Genomic DNA, 16,190 nt, shown 5'->3' on the forward strand with positions numbered 1-16,190 from the left:
GGATGAGGGTGTGGATAACCTTGGGAGCGCTTGCTGCAGGCCACGGATTACGTGGCCTGCAGAGGTTTGTATGTTTTTTGATCAGCGGCGTCGGCGCAGGCTCAGCCAGGCATCGACGCTGTACAGGGCCAGGCCTGCCCAAATGAACATGAAGGCCACCAGCGTGCTGCTCGACAGGTGTTCACCAAACAGCAGCACCGCTTGCAGCAGTACTAGGGTCGGGGCCAGGTACTGAAGAAAGCCCAGCGTGGTGTACGGCAGGTGGCGGGCCGCCGCGTTGAAACACACCAGCGGAATGAGGGTGACCGGGCCTGCAGCCATCAGCCACAGTGCTTCGCTGCTGCTGTAGAAGCTGAGGTTGGCGCTGCTTGCCGATGGGTTGAGCAGCAGCCAGCCGAGGGCCAGCGGCACCAGCATCCAGGTTTCCACCACCAGCCCAGGCAGGGCGGCGACGGGGGCCTTTTTGCGGATCAGGCCGTAGAAGCCAAAGCTTAGGGCCAGAAACAGCGAAACCCACGGCAGACTGCCCACTTGCCAGACCTGCTGGGCCACACCGAGCGCCGCCAGGCCCACGGCAACCCACTGCAAGCGGCGCAGGCGCTCACCCAGGAGCAGCATGCCCAGCAGCACATTGATCAACGGATTGATGTAGTAACCCAGGCTGGCCTCAAGCATGCGGTCGTTGTTCACCGACCACACATAGATCAGCCAGTTGCTCGCAATCAAGGCGCCGCTGAGGGCAAGGATCGCCAGGCGCTTGGGGTTCTCGCGCAATTCGCGCCACCAGCCAGGGTGCTTCCACACCAGAAGCAACAGCGAACCGAACAACGCGGACCACAGCACGCGGTGGACGATGATTTCCACCGCAGGAACACTTTGCAGCGCTTTGAAGTAGAGCGGGAACAAGCCCCAGATAATGTAGGCGCTCAGGCCCAGGATGTACCCGCGGCGCGGGTTGGCAGCGTGCATGCAGTTTCCTTGCTTAGGCAGCTATCTAAAACACCGCTATTGTAGACAGACTTGCCCGCGCTTCAGAACAATTTCAGCGGTTCTTCATCCAGTGCCGCCATCTGCTCGCGCAGGGCGAGAATCTGGTCGCCCCAATAGCGTTCCTGGCCGAACCACGGGAAGCTGCGTGGAAACGCCGGATCGTCCCAGCGGCGTGCCAGCCAGGCGCTGTAGTGCAGCAGGCGCAGGGCGCGTAGTGGTTCGATCAGGGCCAGCTCACGTGGGTCGAAATCGTGGAATTCGTTGTAACCGTCCATCAGTTCGGCCAGCTGGCCCAGACGCTCCTGACGGCTGCCGGCCAACATCATCCACAGGTCCTGAACGGCCGGGCCCATGCGGCAATCGTCGAGGTCGACAATGTGGAACACCTCATCGCGGCACATCATGTTGCCGGGATGGCAGTCACCATGCAGTCGAATGATCTGGTGCGGGGTGTTGGCATAGATGGCTTCGACGCGCTTGAGCAGGTCGCGGGCGACGGACTCGAAAGCGGGCAGCAGGCTTTTCGGTACAAAGTTGCCTTCAAGCAGGGTATTGAGCGAGGCGTGACCGAAGTTATCCACTGCCAGCGCTTCGCGGTGCTCGAACGGGCGGGTTGCGCCGACTGCATGCAGGCGACCGAGCAACTGACCCAGGCGATAGAGCTGATCCAGGTTGCCAGGCTCTGGCGCGCGGCCGCCGCGGCGTGGGAACAGGGTGAAACGAAAGCCGCTGTGTTCGAACAGTGTCGTGCCGTTGTGGATAAGTGGCGCCACTACCGGGACTTCACATTCGGCCAGCTCGGCGGTGAAGGCATGTTCTTCGAGAATCGCTGCATCAGTCCAGCGGTCGGGGCGATAGAACTTGGCGATCAGTGGTTCAGCGTCTTCGATGCCTACCTGATAGACACGGTTCTCATAGCTGTTGAGTGCCAGAACGCGGGCGTCGCTGAGAAAGCCGATACTCTCCACCGCGTCGAGGACCAGATCGGGGGTGAGTGTGTCGAAAGGATGAGACATGTCGGCTCCTGCTGTGCGGTTGCCTGCATGGTATCGCACAACAGCCTGTAGGTGCGGCGGTGCGGCGACCCGACTTGCCCTGCGATAGCGGTGTATCAGATAGATCGCTATCGCGGGGCAAGCCCGCTCCCACAGGCGGTGTAAGACAGTTGCCCGACCGTTTTGTCAGGCGCCGACGATGCCGCCGTCTTCGCGGACGATGGCCATTACCGAGGAGCGTGGTTTGCCATTGGGCAGGTGCTCGGGGAAGGTCGAGCCGCCGGTTTCACCCGGATGCTGAATCCCCACGAACAAGGTGCGTTGATCAGGCGCAAAGGCGATACCGGTCACCTCGCAACCCACCGGGCCCACCATAAAGCGACGAATCTCGCCGCTGACCGGGTCGGCACAGAGCATCTGGTTGTTGCCCATGCCGGCGAATTCGCCAGCGTTGCTGTAATCACCGTCAGTGAGAATCCACAGCCGGCCCGCAGCATCGAAGCCCAGGCCGTCGGGGCTGTTGAACATGTTCTGCGGGGTGATGTTGCTGGAGCCGCCCTTGGCATCGCCGGGGTGGACCGCAGGGTTGCCGGCCACCACGAACAGGTCCCAATCAAAGCTCATGGCGCCATGATCATCTTCGCTTTCGCGCCAGCGCAGAATCTGCCCGTAGAGGTTCTTCTCGCGTGGGTTGGGGCCGCCCACCGGTTGGCCTTCTTCGCCGCGTTTGACGTTGTTGGTCAGGGTGCAATAGATCTGGCCGTCCTTGGGGCTGACCACGATCCATTCCGGGCGGTCCATGCGGGTGGCCTTGAGCAGGCTGGCAGCCAGGCGCGCGTGGATCAACACCTGGGCCTGGCTGGCAAAACCGTTGGCAGCATTCAGGCCATTCTTGCCGTGGGTCAGCTCAAGCCACTGGCCTTTGCCGCGCGGATGGTCGGCGTTGCTGTCGCCGTCGTCGAAGCGCGCGACATACAAAGTGCCGTGATCGAGCAGGTTGCGGTTGGCGCTGGGGTTTTTGTGGTCAATGCGGTCACGGCTGACGAATTTGTAGATGAACTCACCACGCTCATCATCGCCCATGTACACCACGGCGCGGCCATCGCGGGTTTCGCCAAGCCCAGCGTTTTCGTGCTTGAAGCGGCCTAGGGCAGTGCGCTTGACCGGTGTCGAGTCCGGGTCGAAGGGATCGATCTCTACCACCCAGCCATGCCGGTTGAGTTCGTTGGGGTTCTTGGCCAGGTCAAAGCGCGGATCGTGCTGATGCCAGCCCACTTCCTTGCCGGTCACCGAGGCGCCATAGCGTTTTTGCCCGGCATCAAACACCTGAGCCGGATCGCTGCTGCCGAAGCAGTCGGTGAAGTTTTCTTCGCAGGTCAGGTAGGTGCCCCACGGGGTTTTGCCATTGGCGCAGTTCTGGAAGGTGCCGAGCACCTTGCGCCCGCTGTTGTCGGCTGCGGTTTTCAGCCAGGCATCACCGGCCGCCGGGCCACTGACGCGAATCGGCGAGTTGCCGTGGATACGCCGGTTGTAGGGCGAGCCCTGAACGAACTGCCACTGACCGTTGTTGCGCCGCACTTCAATCACCGATACGCCTTCGGCAGCCTGCGCCTTGTGCACCTCTTCGGCAGAGGCCGGTTGCCCGCCGTGGGCGAACAGGTAGCGGTAGTTGGTGTACTCGTTGTTGATCGCCATCAGCGCCCGATTGGCATCATCGGCGAAGGGGAACAGGCTCATGCCGTCATTGTTGTCACCAAACTGCAGCTCCTGGGCCTTGGCGCTGCCGTTACCGCTGACGTCGAAGGCGGGCGAGTCCGCGTGCAGCGGCTGGCCCCAACTGATCAGTACCGAGGCTTTGTAGCCTGGCGGCAGGCTGATGCTGTCAGCGGTTGCGCTGGGGATGCTGGCAAAGCCGAGCAGGCTGCTGTTGGCCGCACTGACGCTGGCGGCCATGACGCTGCGGCTGAGCAGATTGCCACCCAGAAACAGCGCTGCGCCGCACAGGGCGCCGGCGCCAATGAAGCGACGGCGGCTGAGGCTGACCAGTTGTTCGAGGTCGGTAGTTTGGTGTTCTTCTAATAGGTTCATGACAGGCTTCCTGCGGGTTTGGCAGTCACCTTAGTCAGCACTTATGACGGTTTTGTGTCCGTTTTTATAAGGGCGTTCCGATAAGTACGTAGGACGGCTGGAATTGAACGCGAATCTCGCTGCCTGCGGTCACGGCATGGCTGTTGAGCCAGGCAGGCTCGGCAAAGGCACACAGGGTTTGCCCATTGCTCAAGGTCAGGCGAACTTCGGTGGGCCCCAGCGGCTCGTCAAGCAACTGCTCAACCTTGGCTTGCAGGCAGTTGTAGCCCGCATGCGGGCTGTCGTGCGGCGCGAGCAGGGTCAGCCAGCCCGCTTTGATCAGCGCCACCACCGCGGTGTCGGGCGTCAGCTCCAGGCGCTGGGTGCTGTCGCGGGTAATCAGTGCGTCGATGCTCAAGTTACCCGCCAGGGCCAGACTGATGCGGTCGTAATGGCCTTCGGCCTGAATGGCACTCACGCGGCCGTGCAACTGGTTTCGCGCACTGGTGCGCAGCATCAGGCGTCCGAGTAAATCGAGGTCGCTGGCATCTTCGGCGGCTTCCAGGATCTGTGCCTGCAGGGCTTGCAGGCGTTGATACAAGCGCAGCACCCGCTGACCTTCCTCGGACAGTTTGGCGCCACCACCGCCACGCCCGCCGACACTGCGCTCCACCAAGGGGCTGGCGGCCAGGTTGTTGAGTTCGTCGATGGCATCCCAGGCAGCCTTGTAACTCATGCCAGCGCTTTTTGCCGCGCGGGTGATCGAACCTTGTTCGGCAATGTGCTGCAGCAAGGCGATGCGCTGCGGACGGCGGACGATGTGTTGAGTGAGCAGGGCTGGCAGGGACATGTGCGGGCACGGGCTATGGGCGGTATCAGCCACGAAAGTGCCCGCAGCCTGACGGCAAGTCAAGCGCTGCCGGGCTTGGCCGTGCGTGCCAGGCAATAGATATCGACGCGCCGGGCCCCGGCCTTGAGCAGCAGGCTGGCCAGCGCCTGGGCAGTGGCGCCGGTGGTCAACACATCATCGATCAGGGCGACGTGGCGGCCTTCGATGGGGGCGGAGGTTGTCACGCTGAAGGCCTGGTGCAAATTACGCTGGCGTTCCCGGGCACTGAGGCCTTGCTGGGCAGCGGTGTCGAGCAGGCGTGTGAGCACCTGTTCGTTGCAGGCAATGCCGGTGTGCCCGCTCAGCCAGCGAGCCAGCATGGCGGCCTGGTTATAACCGCGCTGGCGCAAGCGACGACGGCTCAAGGGCACGGGTAGAAGCAGCGTTGGGCGCGGCAGGTCTTCGTTGTAACGGTGATTCAGCCAGCGGCCAAGCAACTGTGCCAGCAGGTTACCCAGCGGCCACTGGCTGTTGTACTTGAACCGGCTGATCAGCGCGTCCAACGGGAAACCATAGTGCCAGGGCGCCTCAACTCGATAGAACGCCGGGGGCCTGCGGCGGCATTCAGCGCAGGTCAGCCCCTGCATCGGCAAAGGCAGGGCGCAGGTCTGGCAACCATCGTCGAGCCAGGGCAACTCGGCCTCGCAGGCAACGCACAGCGGGTAGGGCTGTTCAGCTGGTTCGTCGCAGAGCAGGCACGCATGGTTATTATTTAACCAGTTGTAAACCATGCTTTTCAGTGGTGGTTGACAGCGCATCGGCCTTCCTTAACTATGCGAGCTATCCGTGATGCGCTGGCGGGCAGTCCTGCCCCGGCGCCAGTCAAAGCCTAAAACAAGGAACCGCCGATGAGCGCCAGCACAACTGCAACAACACGTCACGACTGGTCCCTGGCTGAGGTCAAGGCGCTGTTCCAACAGCCGTTCAACGACTTGCTGTTCCAGGCGCAGACCGTGCACCGCGCGCACTTCGACGCCAACCGCGTGCAGGTCTCGACCCTGCTGTCGATCAAAACCGGCGCTTGCCCGGAAGATTGCAAATATTGTCCGCAGTCCGGTCACTACAACACCGGGCTGGAAAAGCAAAAGCTGATGGAAGTGCAAAAGGTCCTTGAAGAAGCGGCCCGCGCCAAAGCCATCGGCTCCACCCGCTTCTGCATGGGCGCGGCCTGGAAACATCCTTCGGCCAAAGACATGCCCTACGTGCTGCAGATGGTCAAAGGGGTCAAGGCCATGGGCCTGGAAACCTGCATGACCCTGGGCAAGCTCGACCAGGAACAGACCCAGGCGCTGGCCGAAGCGGGTCTGGACTACTACAACCACAACCTCGACACCTCGCCGGAGTTCTACGGCAGCATCATCACCACCCGTACCTACAGCGAGCGTCTGCAGACCCTGTCGTACGTGCGTGATGCCGGGATGAAGATCTGCTCGGGCGGGATCCTCGGTATGGGCGAATCGCTGGACGACCGCGCTGGCCTGTTGATCCAACTGGCGAACCTGCCGGAGCACCCGGAGTCGGTACCGATCAACATGCTGGTGAAAGTGGCCGGCACACCGCTGGAGAATGCCGAAGAGGTCGACCCGTTCGACTTTATCCGCATGCTCGCTGTGGCCCGGATCCTGATGCCGAAATCCCATGTGCGGCTGTCGGCCGGTCGTGAGGCGATGAACGAGCAGATGCAGGCCCTGGCGTTCTTCGCTGGCGCCAACTCGATTTTCTACGGCGAAAAACTGCTCACCACCGCCAACCCGCAAGCCGATAAAGACATGCAGCTGTTCGCCCGCCTCGGTATTCAGCCTGAAGCGCGCGAAGAGCATGCCGATGAAGTTCACCAGGCCGCAATCGAACAGGCCCTGATCGAACAAAAGAGCAGCGAGATGTTCTACAACGCCGCCTCGGCCTGAGGCGGTCATGGCTTTCGATCTTCGTGCGCGGCTGGAACAACGCCGCGCCGCTGACCTGTACCGGCAGCGCCCATTACTGCAAAGCCCGCAAGGCCCGGAAGTGGTGGTCGACGGTCAGCCGTTGCTGGCCTTTTGTAGCAACGACTACCTGGGCCTGGCCAATCATCCCGAGGTGATCGCCGCCTGGCGTGCTGGCGCCGAGCGCTGGGGCGTGGGTGGTGGCGCTTCGCATCTGGTGATTGGCCACAGCGCGCCGCATCACGAAGTGGAAGAGGCCTTGGCCGACCTCACTGGCCGCCCGCGCGCACTGCTGTTTTCCACCGGCTACATGGCCAATCTGGGCGCACTGACCGCCTTGGTGGGGCAGGGCGACACGGTCCTGCAAGACCGCCTCAATCACGCCTCGCTGCTGGATGCCGGGTTGCTCAGTGGCGCACGCTTCAACCGCTACCTGCATAACGATGCGGCAAGCCTTGCCAGTCGCCTGGACAAGGCGGTGGGCAATACCCTGGTGGTCACCGATGGGGTTTTCAGCATGGATGGCGACATCGCCGACCTGCCAGCCCTGGCCTCAACTTCCAAGGCGCGCGATGCCTGGTTGATGGTCGATGACGCCCATGGCCTGGGTACCCTGGGCCGCAACGGTGGCGGGATCGTCGAGCATTTCGGTTTGAGCCATGAGCAGGTGTCGGTGTTGATCGGCACGCTGGGCAAGGCCTGCGGTACGGCCGGTGCGTTCGTGGCGGGCAGTGAAGAACTGATCGAATGCCTGATTCAATTCGCCCGTCCTTATATCTACACCACCAGCCAGCCACCTGCGCTGGCCTGTGCCACCTTGCGCAGCCTGCAATTGTTGCGCAGCGAGCACTGGCGCCGTGAGCATCTGGCCGCACTGATCCAACAGTTTCGCAGTGGCGCCGAGCAGATCGGCCTGCAGTTGATGGACAGCTTCACCCCGATTCAGCCGATCCTGATTGGCGACAGCGCGCGTGCCTTGCGCCTGTCGCAGATGCTGCGTGAGCGCGGCTTGCTAGTCACCGCTATTCGCCCGCCGACGGTCCCGGCTGGCAGCGCGCGCCTGCGGGTGACCTTGAGTGCGGCGCACAGCGCGGCGCAGGTGCAGCTATTGTTGGATGCGTTGGCCGACTGTTATCCGCTGCTGGAGCCTGCTGATGCGTAATCGACTGATACTGTTACCGGGCTGGGGTTTGGGACGTTCTGCACTGCAGCCGTTGGTGGCGGCGTTACGCGCCATCGATCCCGGCTTGCAGGTCGAGATTCATGACTTGCCCACTCTGGTGTCGAGCGAGCCGAAGGACTGGCTCGACAAGCTCGATGGGCAATTGCCGCGCAATGCCTGGCTCGGCGGCTGGTCGCTGGGCGGCATGCTGGCTGCCGAGCTGGCGGCGCGCCGTGGTGATGACTGCTGTGGGCTGATCACCCTGGGCAGCAACCTCAGCTTTATCAGCCGCCCCGATTGGCCGCACGGAATGGCGCCGGACACCTTCCAGACCTTTCTCGAGGGTTGCCGCTACCACACCCAGGTGACCTTGAAACGCTTCATTTCCTTGTGCAGCCAGGGCGCCGAAGAGCCTCGCAGCCTGGCCCGCTTACTCGGCGCCAGCCTGCCGGAGCCTGCTCCCGAGCAACTGGTGGCCGGGCTTGAGGTCTTGGGCAAGCTCGACACCCGCGCTGCGCTGCAGGCCTATGGCGGCCCGCAATTGCACCTGTTCGCTGGCCGTGACGGGCTGGTACCGGCAGAAGTTGCCGGGGTATTGCTAGAAGAACTGCCCGACGTGGAAGTCGGGCTGCTGGAAGACAGTGCTCATGGTTTTGTGATGGAAACACCTCATGAGTTGGCGGCAGCCATAAAGGCCTTTGTACATGAGAGTGGCGATGACTGATCTTTCTCTGCCGGGCCTGCCCGGTGCCTTGCCCGACAAGCGTCAGGTCGCCGCCTCGTTCTCGCGTGCGGCCGCCAGTTACGACAGCGTTGCCGAGCTGCAACGCGCAGTGGGCAGCGCATTGCTTGAGCAATTGCCCGACAGCGTCGAGCCGCAGCGCTGGCTCGACCTGGGCAGCGGCACCGGCTATTTCAGCCGAGCCCTGCGCAGCCGTTTTCCACAGGCCGCCGGCGTTGCCGTGGACATCGCCGAAGGCATGCTCCAGCACGCGCGCGGGCAAGAGGGCGCACACCACTATGTGGCCGGTGATGCCGAGCGTTTGCCCCTGCACAGCGCCAGTGTCGATCTGATCTTCACCAGCCTGGCGGTGCAGTGGTGCAGCGATTTTCGCGCGGTGCTCGATGAGGCCTTTCGCGTGCTGCAGCCGGGTGGTGTGCTGGCGTTTGCCAGCCTCTGTGCAGGAACATTGCATGAGCTGCGCGAGAGCTGGCAGGCGGTCGATGGCCTGGTGCATGTCAATCGCTTCCGTCAGTTGCAGGACTACCAGCGCTTGTGTGCGCACAGTGAATTACGCGTGGTGAGCCTGCAGGCGCGTCCTCATGTGCTGTATTACCCCGATGTTCGTAGCCTGACCCATGAGCTCAAGGCCCTCGGCGCGCACAATATCAACCCGGGGCGCCCAGCCGGGCTGACCGGTCGGGCGCGCATGCAGGGGCTGTTGCAGGCTTATGAGCAGTTTCGCCAAGCGCCAGGGCTGCCCGCCACCTATCAAGTAGTCTACGGTGTACTGCAAAAGCCGCTGACAGAAGGGAATTGAGATGAGCCCAGCCTATTTCATCGCCGGGACCGACACTGACGTCGGCAAAACCACGGTGGCTGCCGGGTTGCTGCATGCAGCGCAGTTGGTAGGACTGAGTACCTTGGGCGCCAAGCCGGTGGCTTCGGGGTGCGCGGCTACCAACAAAGGCCTGCGCAACGATGATGCGCTGGCGCTGATTGCACAGAGTTCGATCAAGCTGCCGTACGACCAGGTCAATCCCTTCGCGTTTGAACCGGCGATTGCCCCGCATCTGGCTGCCCGTGAGGCGGGGGTCGCGCTGAGTGTTCAGGCGTTGCTCAAGCCCATGCAACAGGTACTTGCCCAAGGTGCTGACTTCACCTTGATCGAAGGCGCCGGAGGCTGGCGCGTGCCGCTGTCTGATCAGGCTAACTTGTCGGACCTGGCGATTGCCTTGAAGCTGCCGGTCATTCTGGTGGTGGGTGTGCGTCTTGGGTGTATCAACCATGCCTTACTCAGTGCTGAAGCCATTGCTCGGGATGGTTTGCAGCTGGCCGGCTGGGTGGCCAACATTGTCGACCCGCGCACCTCGCGTCTTGAAGAGAACCTCGCCAGTCTGGCCGAGCGGTTGCCCGCGCCGTGCCTGGGACGGGTACCAAAACTCAAGCAGGCAAGCGCCGAAGCGGTGGCGGAACACTTGCAGTTGGACCTGCTGGACTAGCCTGAGTCTATTGCATGGCAACATGCTATTAGCGTTTTCAACGGGCCTTTTATCGGTGGGTCTGCTTCAATAAGTGCTGTTCGCCTTCAGCATCATGGAGTTTTGACATGGAAATCTCGGGCAACTCAGCATTCTACGCAGGGCTGGGCGCTATCCAGGCCGGGCAGAGCCGGGTCGACCAGGCTGCCAGCCAGATCGCCAACACCACTGTCGAGCGCGCAGCCACCAGCCAGTCCAGTGACTATCAGGCCGAGCGCCTGCGTTCGGTCGATCGCAGTCAGCAAATGGACCTGACCACCAGCACGGTGGAAATGGCCTTGGGCAAGCATCAGGTCGAATTGGGTGTCAAAGTCGCCAAAGCATCCGACGAAATGCTTGGCACATTGATCGACACCTACGCCTGACCTTTCTGGCGCGTTTGCCGCGCACCTTCAACTAGTCTTTGAGTATCAGCGCCTTGCCGTTGCTGGCAGGCGCCTGGCTGCGCGTTCGTGCCGGTTTTCAGCGGCACAAACGCGCAGTTTTACATGACCGGTGAGTCTCCTGGTTGATGCTTGACAAGTTTTCGGCGTAAACGTATGTTTCAAACAACTGTTTGACCGAAAGCCACCAAGAGCTGGTCGGTCTCCCAATCCAGGATTCATCAGCAGAGGTTCATCGCTATGCCTGATTACAAAGCCCCCTTGCGTGATATTCGCTTCGTTCGTGACGAGCTGCTGGGTTACGAAGCGCATTATCAGAGCCTGCCGGCTTGCCAGGACGCCACTCCAGACATGGTGAATGCCATCCTTGAAGAAGGCGCCAAGTTTTGTGAACAGGTACTGGCCCCGCTGAATCGCGTTGGTGACCTGGAAGGCTGCACCTGGAGCGAGTCGGGCGTGAAAACCCCTACCGGTTTCAAGGAAGCCTACAACCAGTTCGTCGAAGGCGGCTGGCCGAGCTTGGCGCACGATGTCGAGCACGGCGGTCAGGGCTTGCCTGAGTCGCTGGGCCTGGCAATCAGCGAAATGGTCGGTGAGTCGAACTGGTCCTGGGGTATGTACCCTGGCCTGTCCCACGGCGCGATGAACACGATTTCCGAGCACGGCACCCCTGAGCAGCAGGAGACCTACCTGACCAAGCTGGTGTCTGGCGAGTGGACCGGCACCATGTGCCTGACCGAACCGCATTGCGGCACCGACCTGGGCATGCTGCGCACCAAGGCTGAGCCTCAGGCCGATGGTTCCTACAAAGTGACCGGTACCAAGATCTTCATCTCGGCCGGTGAACACGACATGGCCGGCAACATCGTGCACATCGTGCTGGCGCGTCTGCCCGATGCACCAGCTGGCACCAAAGGCATCTCGCTGTTCATCGTGCCGAAGTTCCTGCCGACCGCCGAAGGCGCTGTGGGTGAACGCAACAACGTCAGCTGTGGTTCCATCGAACACAAGATGGGCATCCACGGTAACGCCACCTGCGTGATGAACTTCGACGCGGCTACCGGTTACCTGATCGGCCCGGCCAACAAAGGCCTGAACTGCATGTTCACCTTCATGAACACCGCTCGCCTGGGTACCGCGCTGCAAGGCCTGGCCCACGCTGAAGTAGCGTTCCAGGGCGGCCTGAAATACGCTCGCGACCGCCTGCAAATGCGCTCGCTGACTGGCCCGAAAGCGCCAGAAAAAGCGGCTGACCCGATCATCGTCCACCCAGACGTACGTCGTATGCTGCTGACCATGAAGGCCTTCGCCGAAGGTAACCGTGCGATGGTGTACTTCACTGCCAAGCAGGTCGACATCGTCAAATACAGCCAGGACGAAGAAGAGAAGAAGAAAGCCGACGCGCTGTTGGCGTTCATGACTCCAATCGCCAAGGCGTTCATGACCGAAGTTGGTTTTGAAGCGGCCAACCACGGTGTGCAGATCTACGGCGGCCACGGCTTCATCGCCGAGTGGGGCATGGAGCAGAACGTACGCGACAGCCGAATCTCCATGCTGTACGAAGGCACCACCGGTATTCAGGCGCTGGACCTGCTCGGTCGTAAGGTACTGATGACCCAGGGCGAAGCACTCAAAGGCTTCACCAAGATCGTGCACAAGTTCTGCCAGGGCAACGAAGGCAACGAAGCGATCAGCGAGTTCGTTGCACCGCTGGCCCAACTGAACAAAGAGTGGGGCGAGCTGACCATGAAGGTTGGTATGGCCGCGATGAAAGACCGCGAAGAAGTCGGTGCTGCTTCGGTGGACTACCTGATGTACTCCGGCTACGCCTGCCTGGCTTACTTCTGGGCCGACATGGCACGCCTGGCTGCCGAGAAGCTGGCTGCCGGTACTGCTGATGAGGCGTTCTACACCGCCAAACTGCAGACCGCGCGCTTCTACTTCCAGCGCATCCTGCCGCGTACCCGTACTCACGTTGCTACCATGCTGTCGGGTGCCAACAACCTGATGGACATGAACGAAGAGCACTTCGGTCTCTCGTACTGAGTTAGCTGCGGTAACACAAAACGCCTGCCCTCACCGGCAGGCGTTTTTTTTTGGTCTGGTAGGAGCGGGCTTGCCCCGCGATGCGATCTGTCAGTCACATCGCATCGCGGGGCAAGTCGGGTCGCCGCACCGCCGCTCCTACAAAGGGTATTCATCTATTCATGTGCGCTGCCGATACATTAAAGGCACAATGCCATTATTGATCTGCCGGGTCGGAGATTACCCTTGTTTCGTTTATCCGCTGTACGCCCAAGCCACTTCCTGCCGTCAGTTTGTCTGCTGGTGTCTGGGCTCGCTGCCGCGTATGTGAAAGACCTCAACGTCTTTTTCACGTCGCTGTTCAATGTTTTGCCTACCCTGGTTTTGTTGCTGGGTGGTGCCTATTGCACCGTGTATCGCCGTCAGCGCGAGCTGTTCCTGATGGCCACGGTGTACATCGCCTATTTCCTGCTCGATACCCAGGCCGACTTTTACCGTGACAACGCTCGCGTACGGGAAGATGCGGCGGTTGTTTTCCATCTGGTCTGCTTGCTGTTGCCGCTGATGTTCGCCCTTTACGGTGCCTGGCAAGAACGTACCCATCTGTTCCAGGACATGGTTGCGCGCTTTGCCGTTCTGCTGGCCGTGGGCAGTGTCGCCCTGGGCCTGGAGCAAAGTTTTCCCCAGGCGCTGCTGGGCTGGTTGGCCGAGATTCGCTGGCCGTCACTGCATGGCCAGTGGATGAGTTTGATTCAGCTGGCTTATCCGGTGTTCTTGATTGCTTTCGTGGTGCTCGTGGTGCAGTACCTGCGTCAGCCCAGGCCCCTGCATGCAGCGCAGATCGTCGGCCTGATCGGGATTTTCTGGATGCTGCCGCAAACCTTCATCCTGCCGTTCACCCTGAACATCATGTGCAGCCAGGTGATGCTGATGATTGCCGCAGCGGTTTCCCACGAGGCCTATCAGATGGCCTTTCGTGATGAACTGACCGGCTTGCCCGGGCGCCGGGCGCTCAATGAGCGGATGCAGCGCCTGGGGCGTAATTATGTGCTGGCGATGACCGACGTCGACCACTTCAAGAAATTCAACGACACCCACGGTCACGACGTCGGCGATCAGGTGCTGCGTCTGGTGGCGAGCAAGTTGTCGAAGGTCACCGGTGGTGGCCGCGCCTATCGTTACGGGGGTGAAGAGTTTGCGCTGGTGTTCGCCGGTAAAAGCATCGAGGAATGCCTGCCGCATCTGGAAGCAGTACGCGAGGTGATCGCCAACTACAACATCCAGTTGCGTAACCAGGAGAGCCGACCTCAGGACGATCAGCAGGGTCGCCAACGGCGCGGAGCCTCAGCGGCGTCCAGCGTGTCGGTCACCATCAGTATTGGTGTGAGTGAGCGTCTGATCGATCACCGCTCACCCGACGAAGTGCTCAAATCGGCCGACCAGGCGCTCTACAGCGCCAAGGGCGCGGGGCGTAACTGCGTCATGGCTTATGGTCATCAGGCCAAGCGTGGGGCAATTCGTACGGTGTGACTAAAGTTGACCATTCGGTCGCTAGATGACCCTATGTCTCGCAAAAGTTGTTCGGTTACACTGCCTGCATAACAGTGACGCGGTCCCGTGGGGCCGCCCCCGACTCTAGTGTGAGAGGTTGCCATGGCTGACTATAAAGCGCCCCTGCGCGATATGCGCTTCGTCCTCAATGAAGTCTTCGAAGTGTCCAAACTGTGGGCGCAATTGCCGGGCTTGGCCGAAGCGGTCGATGAAGAAACCGCTCTGGCGGTGCTGGAGGAGGCGGGCAAGGTCACTGGCAAGAGCATCGCCCCGCTCAGCCGCAGTGGCGATGAAGAAGGCTGCCATTGGGACAACGGTGCCGTGCGTACCCCAGCCGGTTTCATCGACGCCTACAAAACCTATGCCGAAGGTGGTTGGGTTGGCGTTGGCGGTGACCCGGTCTACGGCGGTATGGGCATGCCCAAGGTGATCTCGGCGCAAGTCGAGGAAATGGTCAACTCCTCGAGCCTGGCGTTTGGTCTGTACCCGATGCTGACCGCGGGCGCCTGCCTGTCGATCAACGCGCATGCCAGTGATGAGCTCAAGGAAAAGTACCTGCCGAACATGTACGCCGGTGTCTGGGCAGGCTCCATGTGCCTGACCGAACCGCATGCAGGCACTGACCTCGGGATCATTCGTACCAAGGCCGAGCCTCAGGCTGACGGCAGCTACAAAGTCAGCGGCACCAAGATTTTCATCACCGGTGGTGAGCACGACCTGACCGAAAACATCATTCATCTGGTGCTGGCCAAGCTGCCGGACGCACCGGCCGGGCCAAAGGGCATTTCCCTGTTCCTGGTACCCAAGTTCCTGGTCAACCCGGACGGTAGCCTCGGCGCGCGCAACCCGGCCAACTGTGGCTCGATCGAGCACAAGATGGGTATTCAGGCTTCGGCCACCTGCGTGATGAACTTCGATGAAGCCGTAGGTTATCTGGTCGGTGAGCCGAACAAAGGCCTGGCGGCAATGTTTACCATGATGAACTACGAGCGCCTGGGCGTGGGTATTCAGGGCCTGGCGTCGGCCGAGCGCTCTTACCAGAACGCCATCGAATACGCCCGTGACCGCCTGCAGAGCCGTGCACCGACCGGCCCGCAAGCCAAGGACAAGGTCGCTGATCCGATCATCGTGCATCCGGACGTGCGCCGTATGCTGCTGACCATGAAGGCGCTGAACGAAGGTGGCCGGGCTTTCTCCACCTATGTGGCGATGCAACTTGACACCGCCAAGTTCAGCGAAGACGCCAGCACCCGCAAGCGTGCCGAAGACCTGGTCGCCCTGCTGACCCCGGTCGCCAAAGCGTTCCTGACCGACCTCGGCCTGGAAACGGCGGTGCACGGCCAGCAAGTGTTCGGTGGCCATGGTTACATTCGCGAGTGGGGCCAGGAGCAACTGGTGCGCGACGTGCGCATCACCCAGATTTACGAAGGCACCAACGGCATTCAGGCCCTGGACCTGATGGGCCGCAAGGTGGTGGGTAGCGGCGGTGCACTGTACAAACTGTTTGCCGACGAGATCCGCCACTTCACTGCCAGTGCTGGCGGCGAGTTGGCTGAATTCGTCAAACCGCTGAATGCGGCGCTGGACAACCTCGACGACCTGACGGCCTGGGTGCTGGACCGCGCCAAGAACAATCCGAATGAAATTGGCGCCGCGTCGGTGGAATACCTGCAGGTATTCGGCTATACCGCTTATGCGTACATGTGGGCACTGATGGCGCGCACCGCATTGGCCAAGCAGGGCGAAGACGATTTCTACGCCAGTAAGCTCGGTACCGCACGCTTCTACTTCGCCCGCCTGCTGCCGCGTATCCACTCGCTCAGCGCTTCGGTGAAGGCAGGTAGCGAGTCGTTGTACCTGCTGGATGCGGCTCAATTCTGACCCAGTCACGTCGTGTAAGCATTTGCTTACACGACGTGATGACTTTTAGCCTCTATCGAA

The 16,190-nt window shown here is 61.4% G+C and carries 14 protein-coding genes; 9 read left to right on the forward strand and 5 right to left on the reverse strand.

What is annotated here, in order from left to right:
• Positions 1–81 precede the first annotated feature (81 nt).
• The 5 genes from rarD to ACVWSC_RS01885 form a co-directional block, all read right to left on the reverse strand.
• Complete coding sequence (gene rarD, locus ACVWSC_RS01865) at positions 82–969, reverse strand: EamA family transporter RarD (RefSeq protein WP_442111711.1); 888 nt, start codon at positions 967–969, stop codon at positions 82–84.
• A 62-nt stretch (positions 970–1,031) separates the two neighbouring features.
• Positions 1,032–2,006: a serine/threonine protein kinase gene (locus ACVWSC_RS01870; RefSeq protein ID WP_442111713.1), complete on the reverse strand. Its 975-nt coding sequence runs from the start codon at positions 2,004–2,006 to the stop codon at positions 1,032–1,034.
• 165 nt (positions 2,007–2,171) lie between these two features.
• On the reverse strand, positions 2,172–4,073 hold the full coding sequence (locus ACVWSC_RS01875) for a PhoX family protein (RefSeq protein WP_442111715.1): 1,902 nt from the start codon (positions 4,071–4,073) through the stop codon (positions 2,172–2,174).
• Positions 4,074–4,137: 64 nt separating this feature from the next.
• Positions 4,138–4,902 (reverse strand): TOBE domain-containing protein, encoded by a 765-nt coding sequence (locus ACVWSC_RS01880; RefSeq protein WP_442111716.1) that lies wholly within the window; start codon positions 4,900–4,902, stop codon positions 4,138–4,140.
• A gap of 59 nt (positions 4,903–4,961) precedes the next feature.
• Positions 4,962–5,699, reverse strand: a complete 738-nt coding sequence (locus ACVWSC_RS01885) for a ComF family protein (protein WP_442111718.1) — start codon at positions 5,697–5,699, stop codon at positions 4,962–4,964.
• A 90-nt stretch (positions 5,700–5,789) separates the two neighbouring features.
• Here ACVWSC_RS01885 and bioB point away from each other — a divergent pair, with 90 nt between their 5' ends.
• From bioB to ACVWSC_RS01930, 9 genes are all read left to right on the forward strand, one after another.
• A complete protein-coding gene (gene bioB / locus ACVWSC_RS01890; RefSeq protein WP_442111720.1) occupies positions 5,790–6,848 on the forward strand; it encodes a biotin synthase BioB in 1,059 nt (352 codons plus the stop codon).
• Positions 6,849–6,855: 7 nt separating this feature from the next.
• Entirely contained in the window at positions 6,856–8,028 is a 1,173-nt protein-coding gene (gene bioF, locus ACVWSC_RS01895; protein WP_442111721.1) for an 8-amino-7-oxononanoate synthase, read from the forward strand.
• Complete coding sequence (locus ACVWSC_RS01900; protein WP_442111723.1) at positions 8,021–8,752, forward strand: alpha/beta fold hydrolase; 732 nt, start codon at positions 8,021–8,023, stop codon at positions 8,750–8,752. Before bioF ends, ACVWSC_RS01900 begins: the two co-directional genes overlap by 8 nt.
• On the forward strand, positions 8,745–9,569 hold the full coding sequence (gene bioC, locus ACVWSC_RS01905) for a malonyl-ACP O-methyltransferase BioC (protein ID WP_442111725.1): 825 nt from the start codon (positions 8,745–8,747) through the stop codon (positions 9,567–9,569). The genes ACVWSC_RS01900 and bioC overlap by 8 nt, the downstream gene beginning before the upstream one ends.
• A 1-nt stretch (position 9,570) precedes the next feature.
• On the forward strand, positions 9,571–10,251 hold the full coding sequence (gene bioD / locus ACVWSC_RS01910) for a dethiobiotin synthase (protein ID WP_442111726.1): 681 nt from the start codon (positions 9,571–9,573) through the stop codon (positions 10,249–10,251).
• Between the two features lie 107 nt (positions 10,252–10,358).
• Positions 10,359–10,655 (forward strand): pyrroloquinoline quinone biosynthesis protein PqqE, encoded by a 297-nt coding sequence (locus ACVWSC_RS01915; RefSeq protein ID WP_442111728.1) that lies wholly within the window; start codon positions 10,359–10,361, stop codon positions 10,653–10,655.
• Between the two features lie 258 nt (positions 10,656–10,913).
• Positions 10,914–12,719 (forward strand): phenylacyl-CoA dehydrogenase, encoded by a 1,806-nt coding sequence (locus ACVWSC_RS01920; RefSeq protein ID WP_442111730.1) that lies wholly within the window; start codon positions 10,914–10,916, stop codon positions 12,717–12,719.
• A gap of 225 nt (positions 12,720–12,944) precedes the next feature.
• Positions 12,945–14,228, forward strand: coding sequence for a GGDEF domain-containing protein (locus ACVWSC_RS01925; protein ID WP_442111731.1), 1,284 nt, complete (start codon positions 12,945–12,947; stop codon positions 14,226–14,228).
• A 123-nt stretch (positions 14,229–14,351) separates the two neighbouring features.
• Entirely contained in the window at positions 14,352–16,130 is a 1,779-nt protein-coding gene (locus ACVWSC_RS01930; RefSeq protein WP_442111733.1) for an acyl-CoA dehydrogenase C-terminal domain-containing protein, read from the forward strand.
• Positions 16,131–16,190: the final 60 nt, after the last annotated feature.

It is taken from the genome of Pseudomonas sp. NUPR-002, from assembly GCF_056322725.1.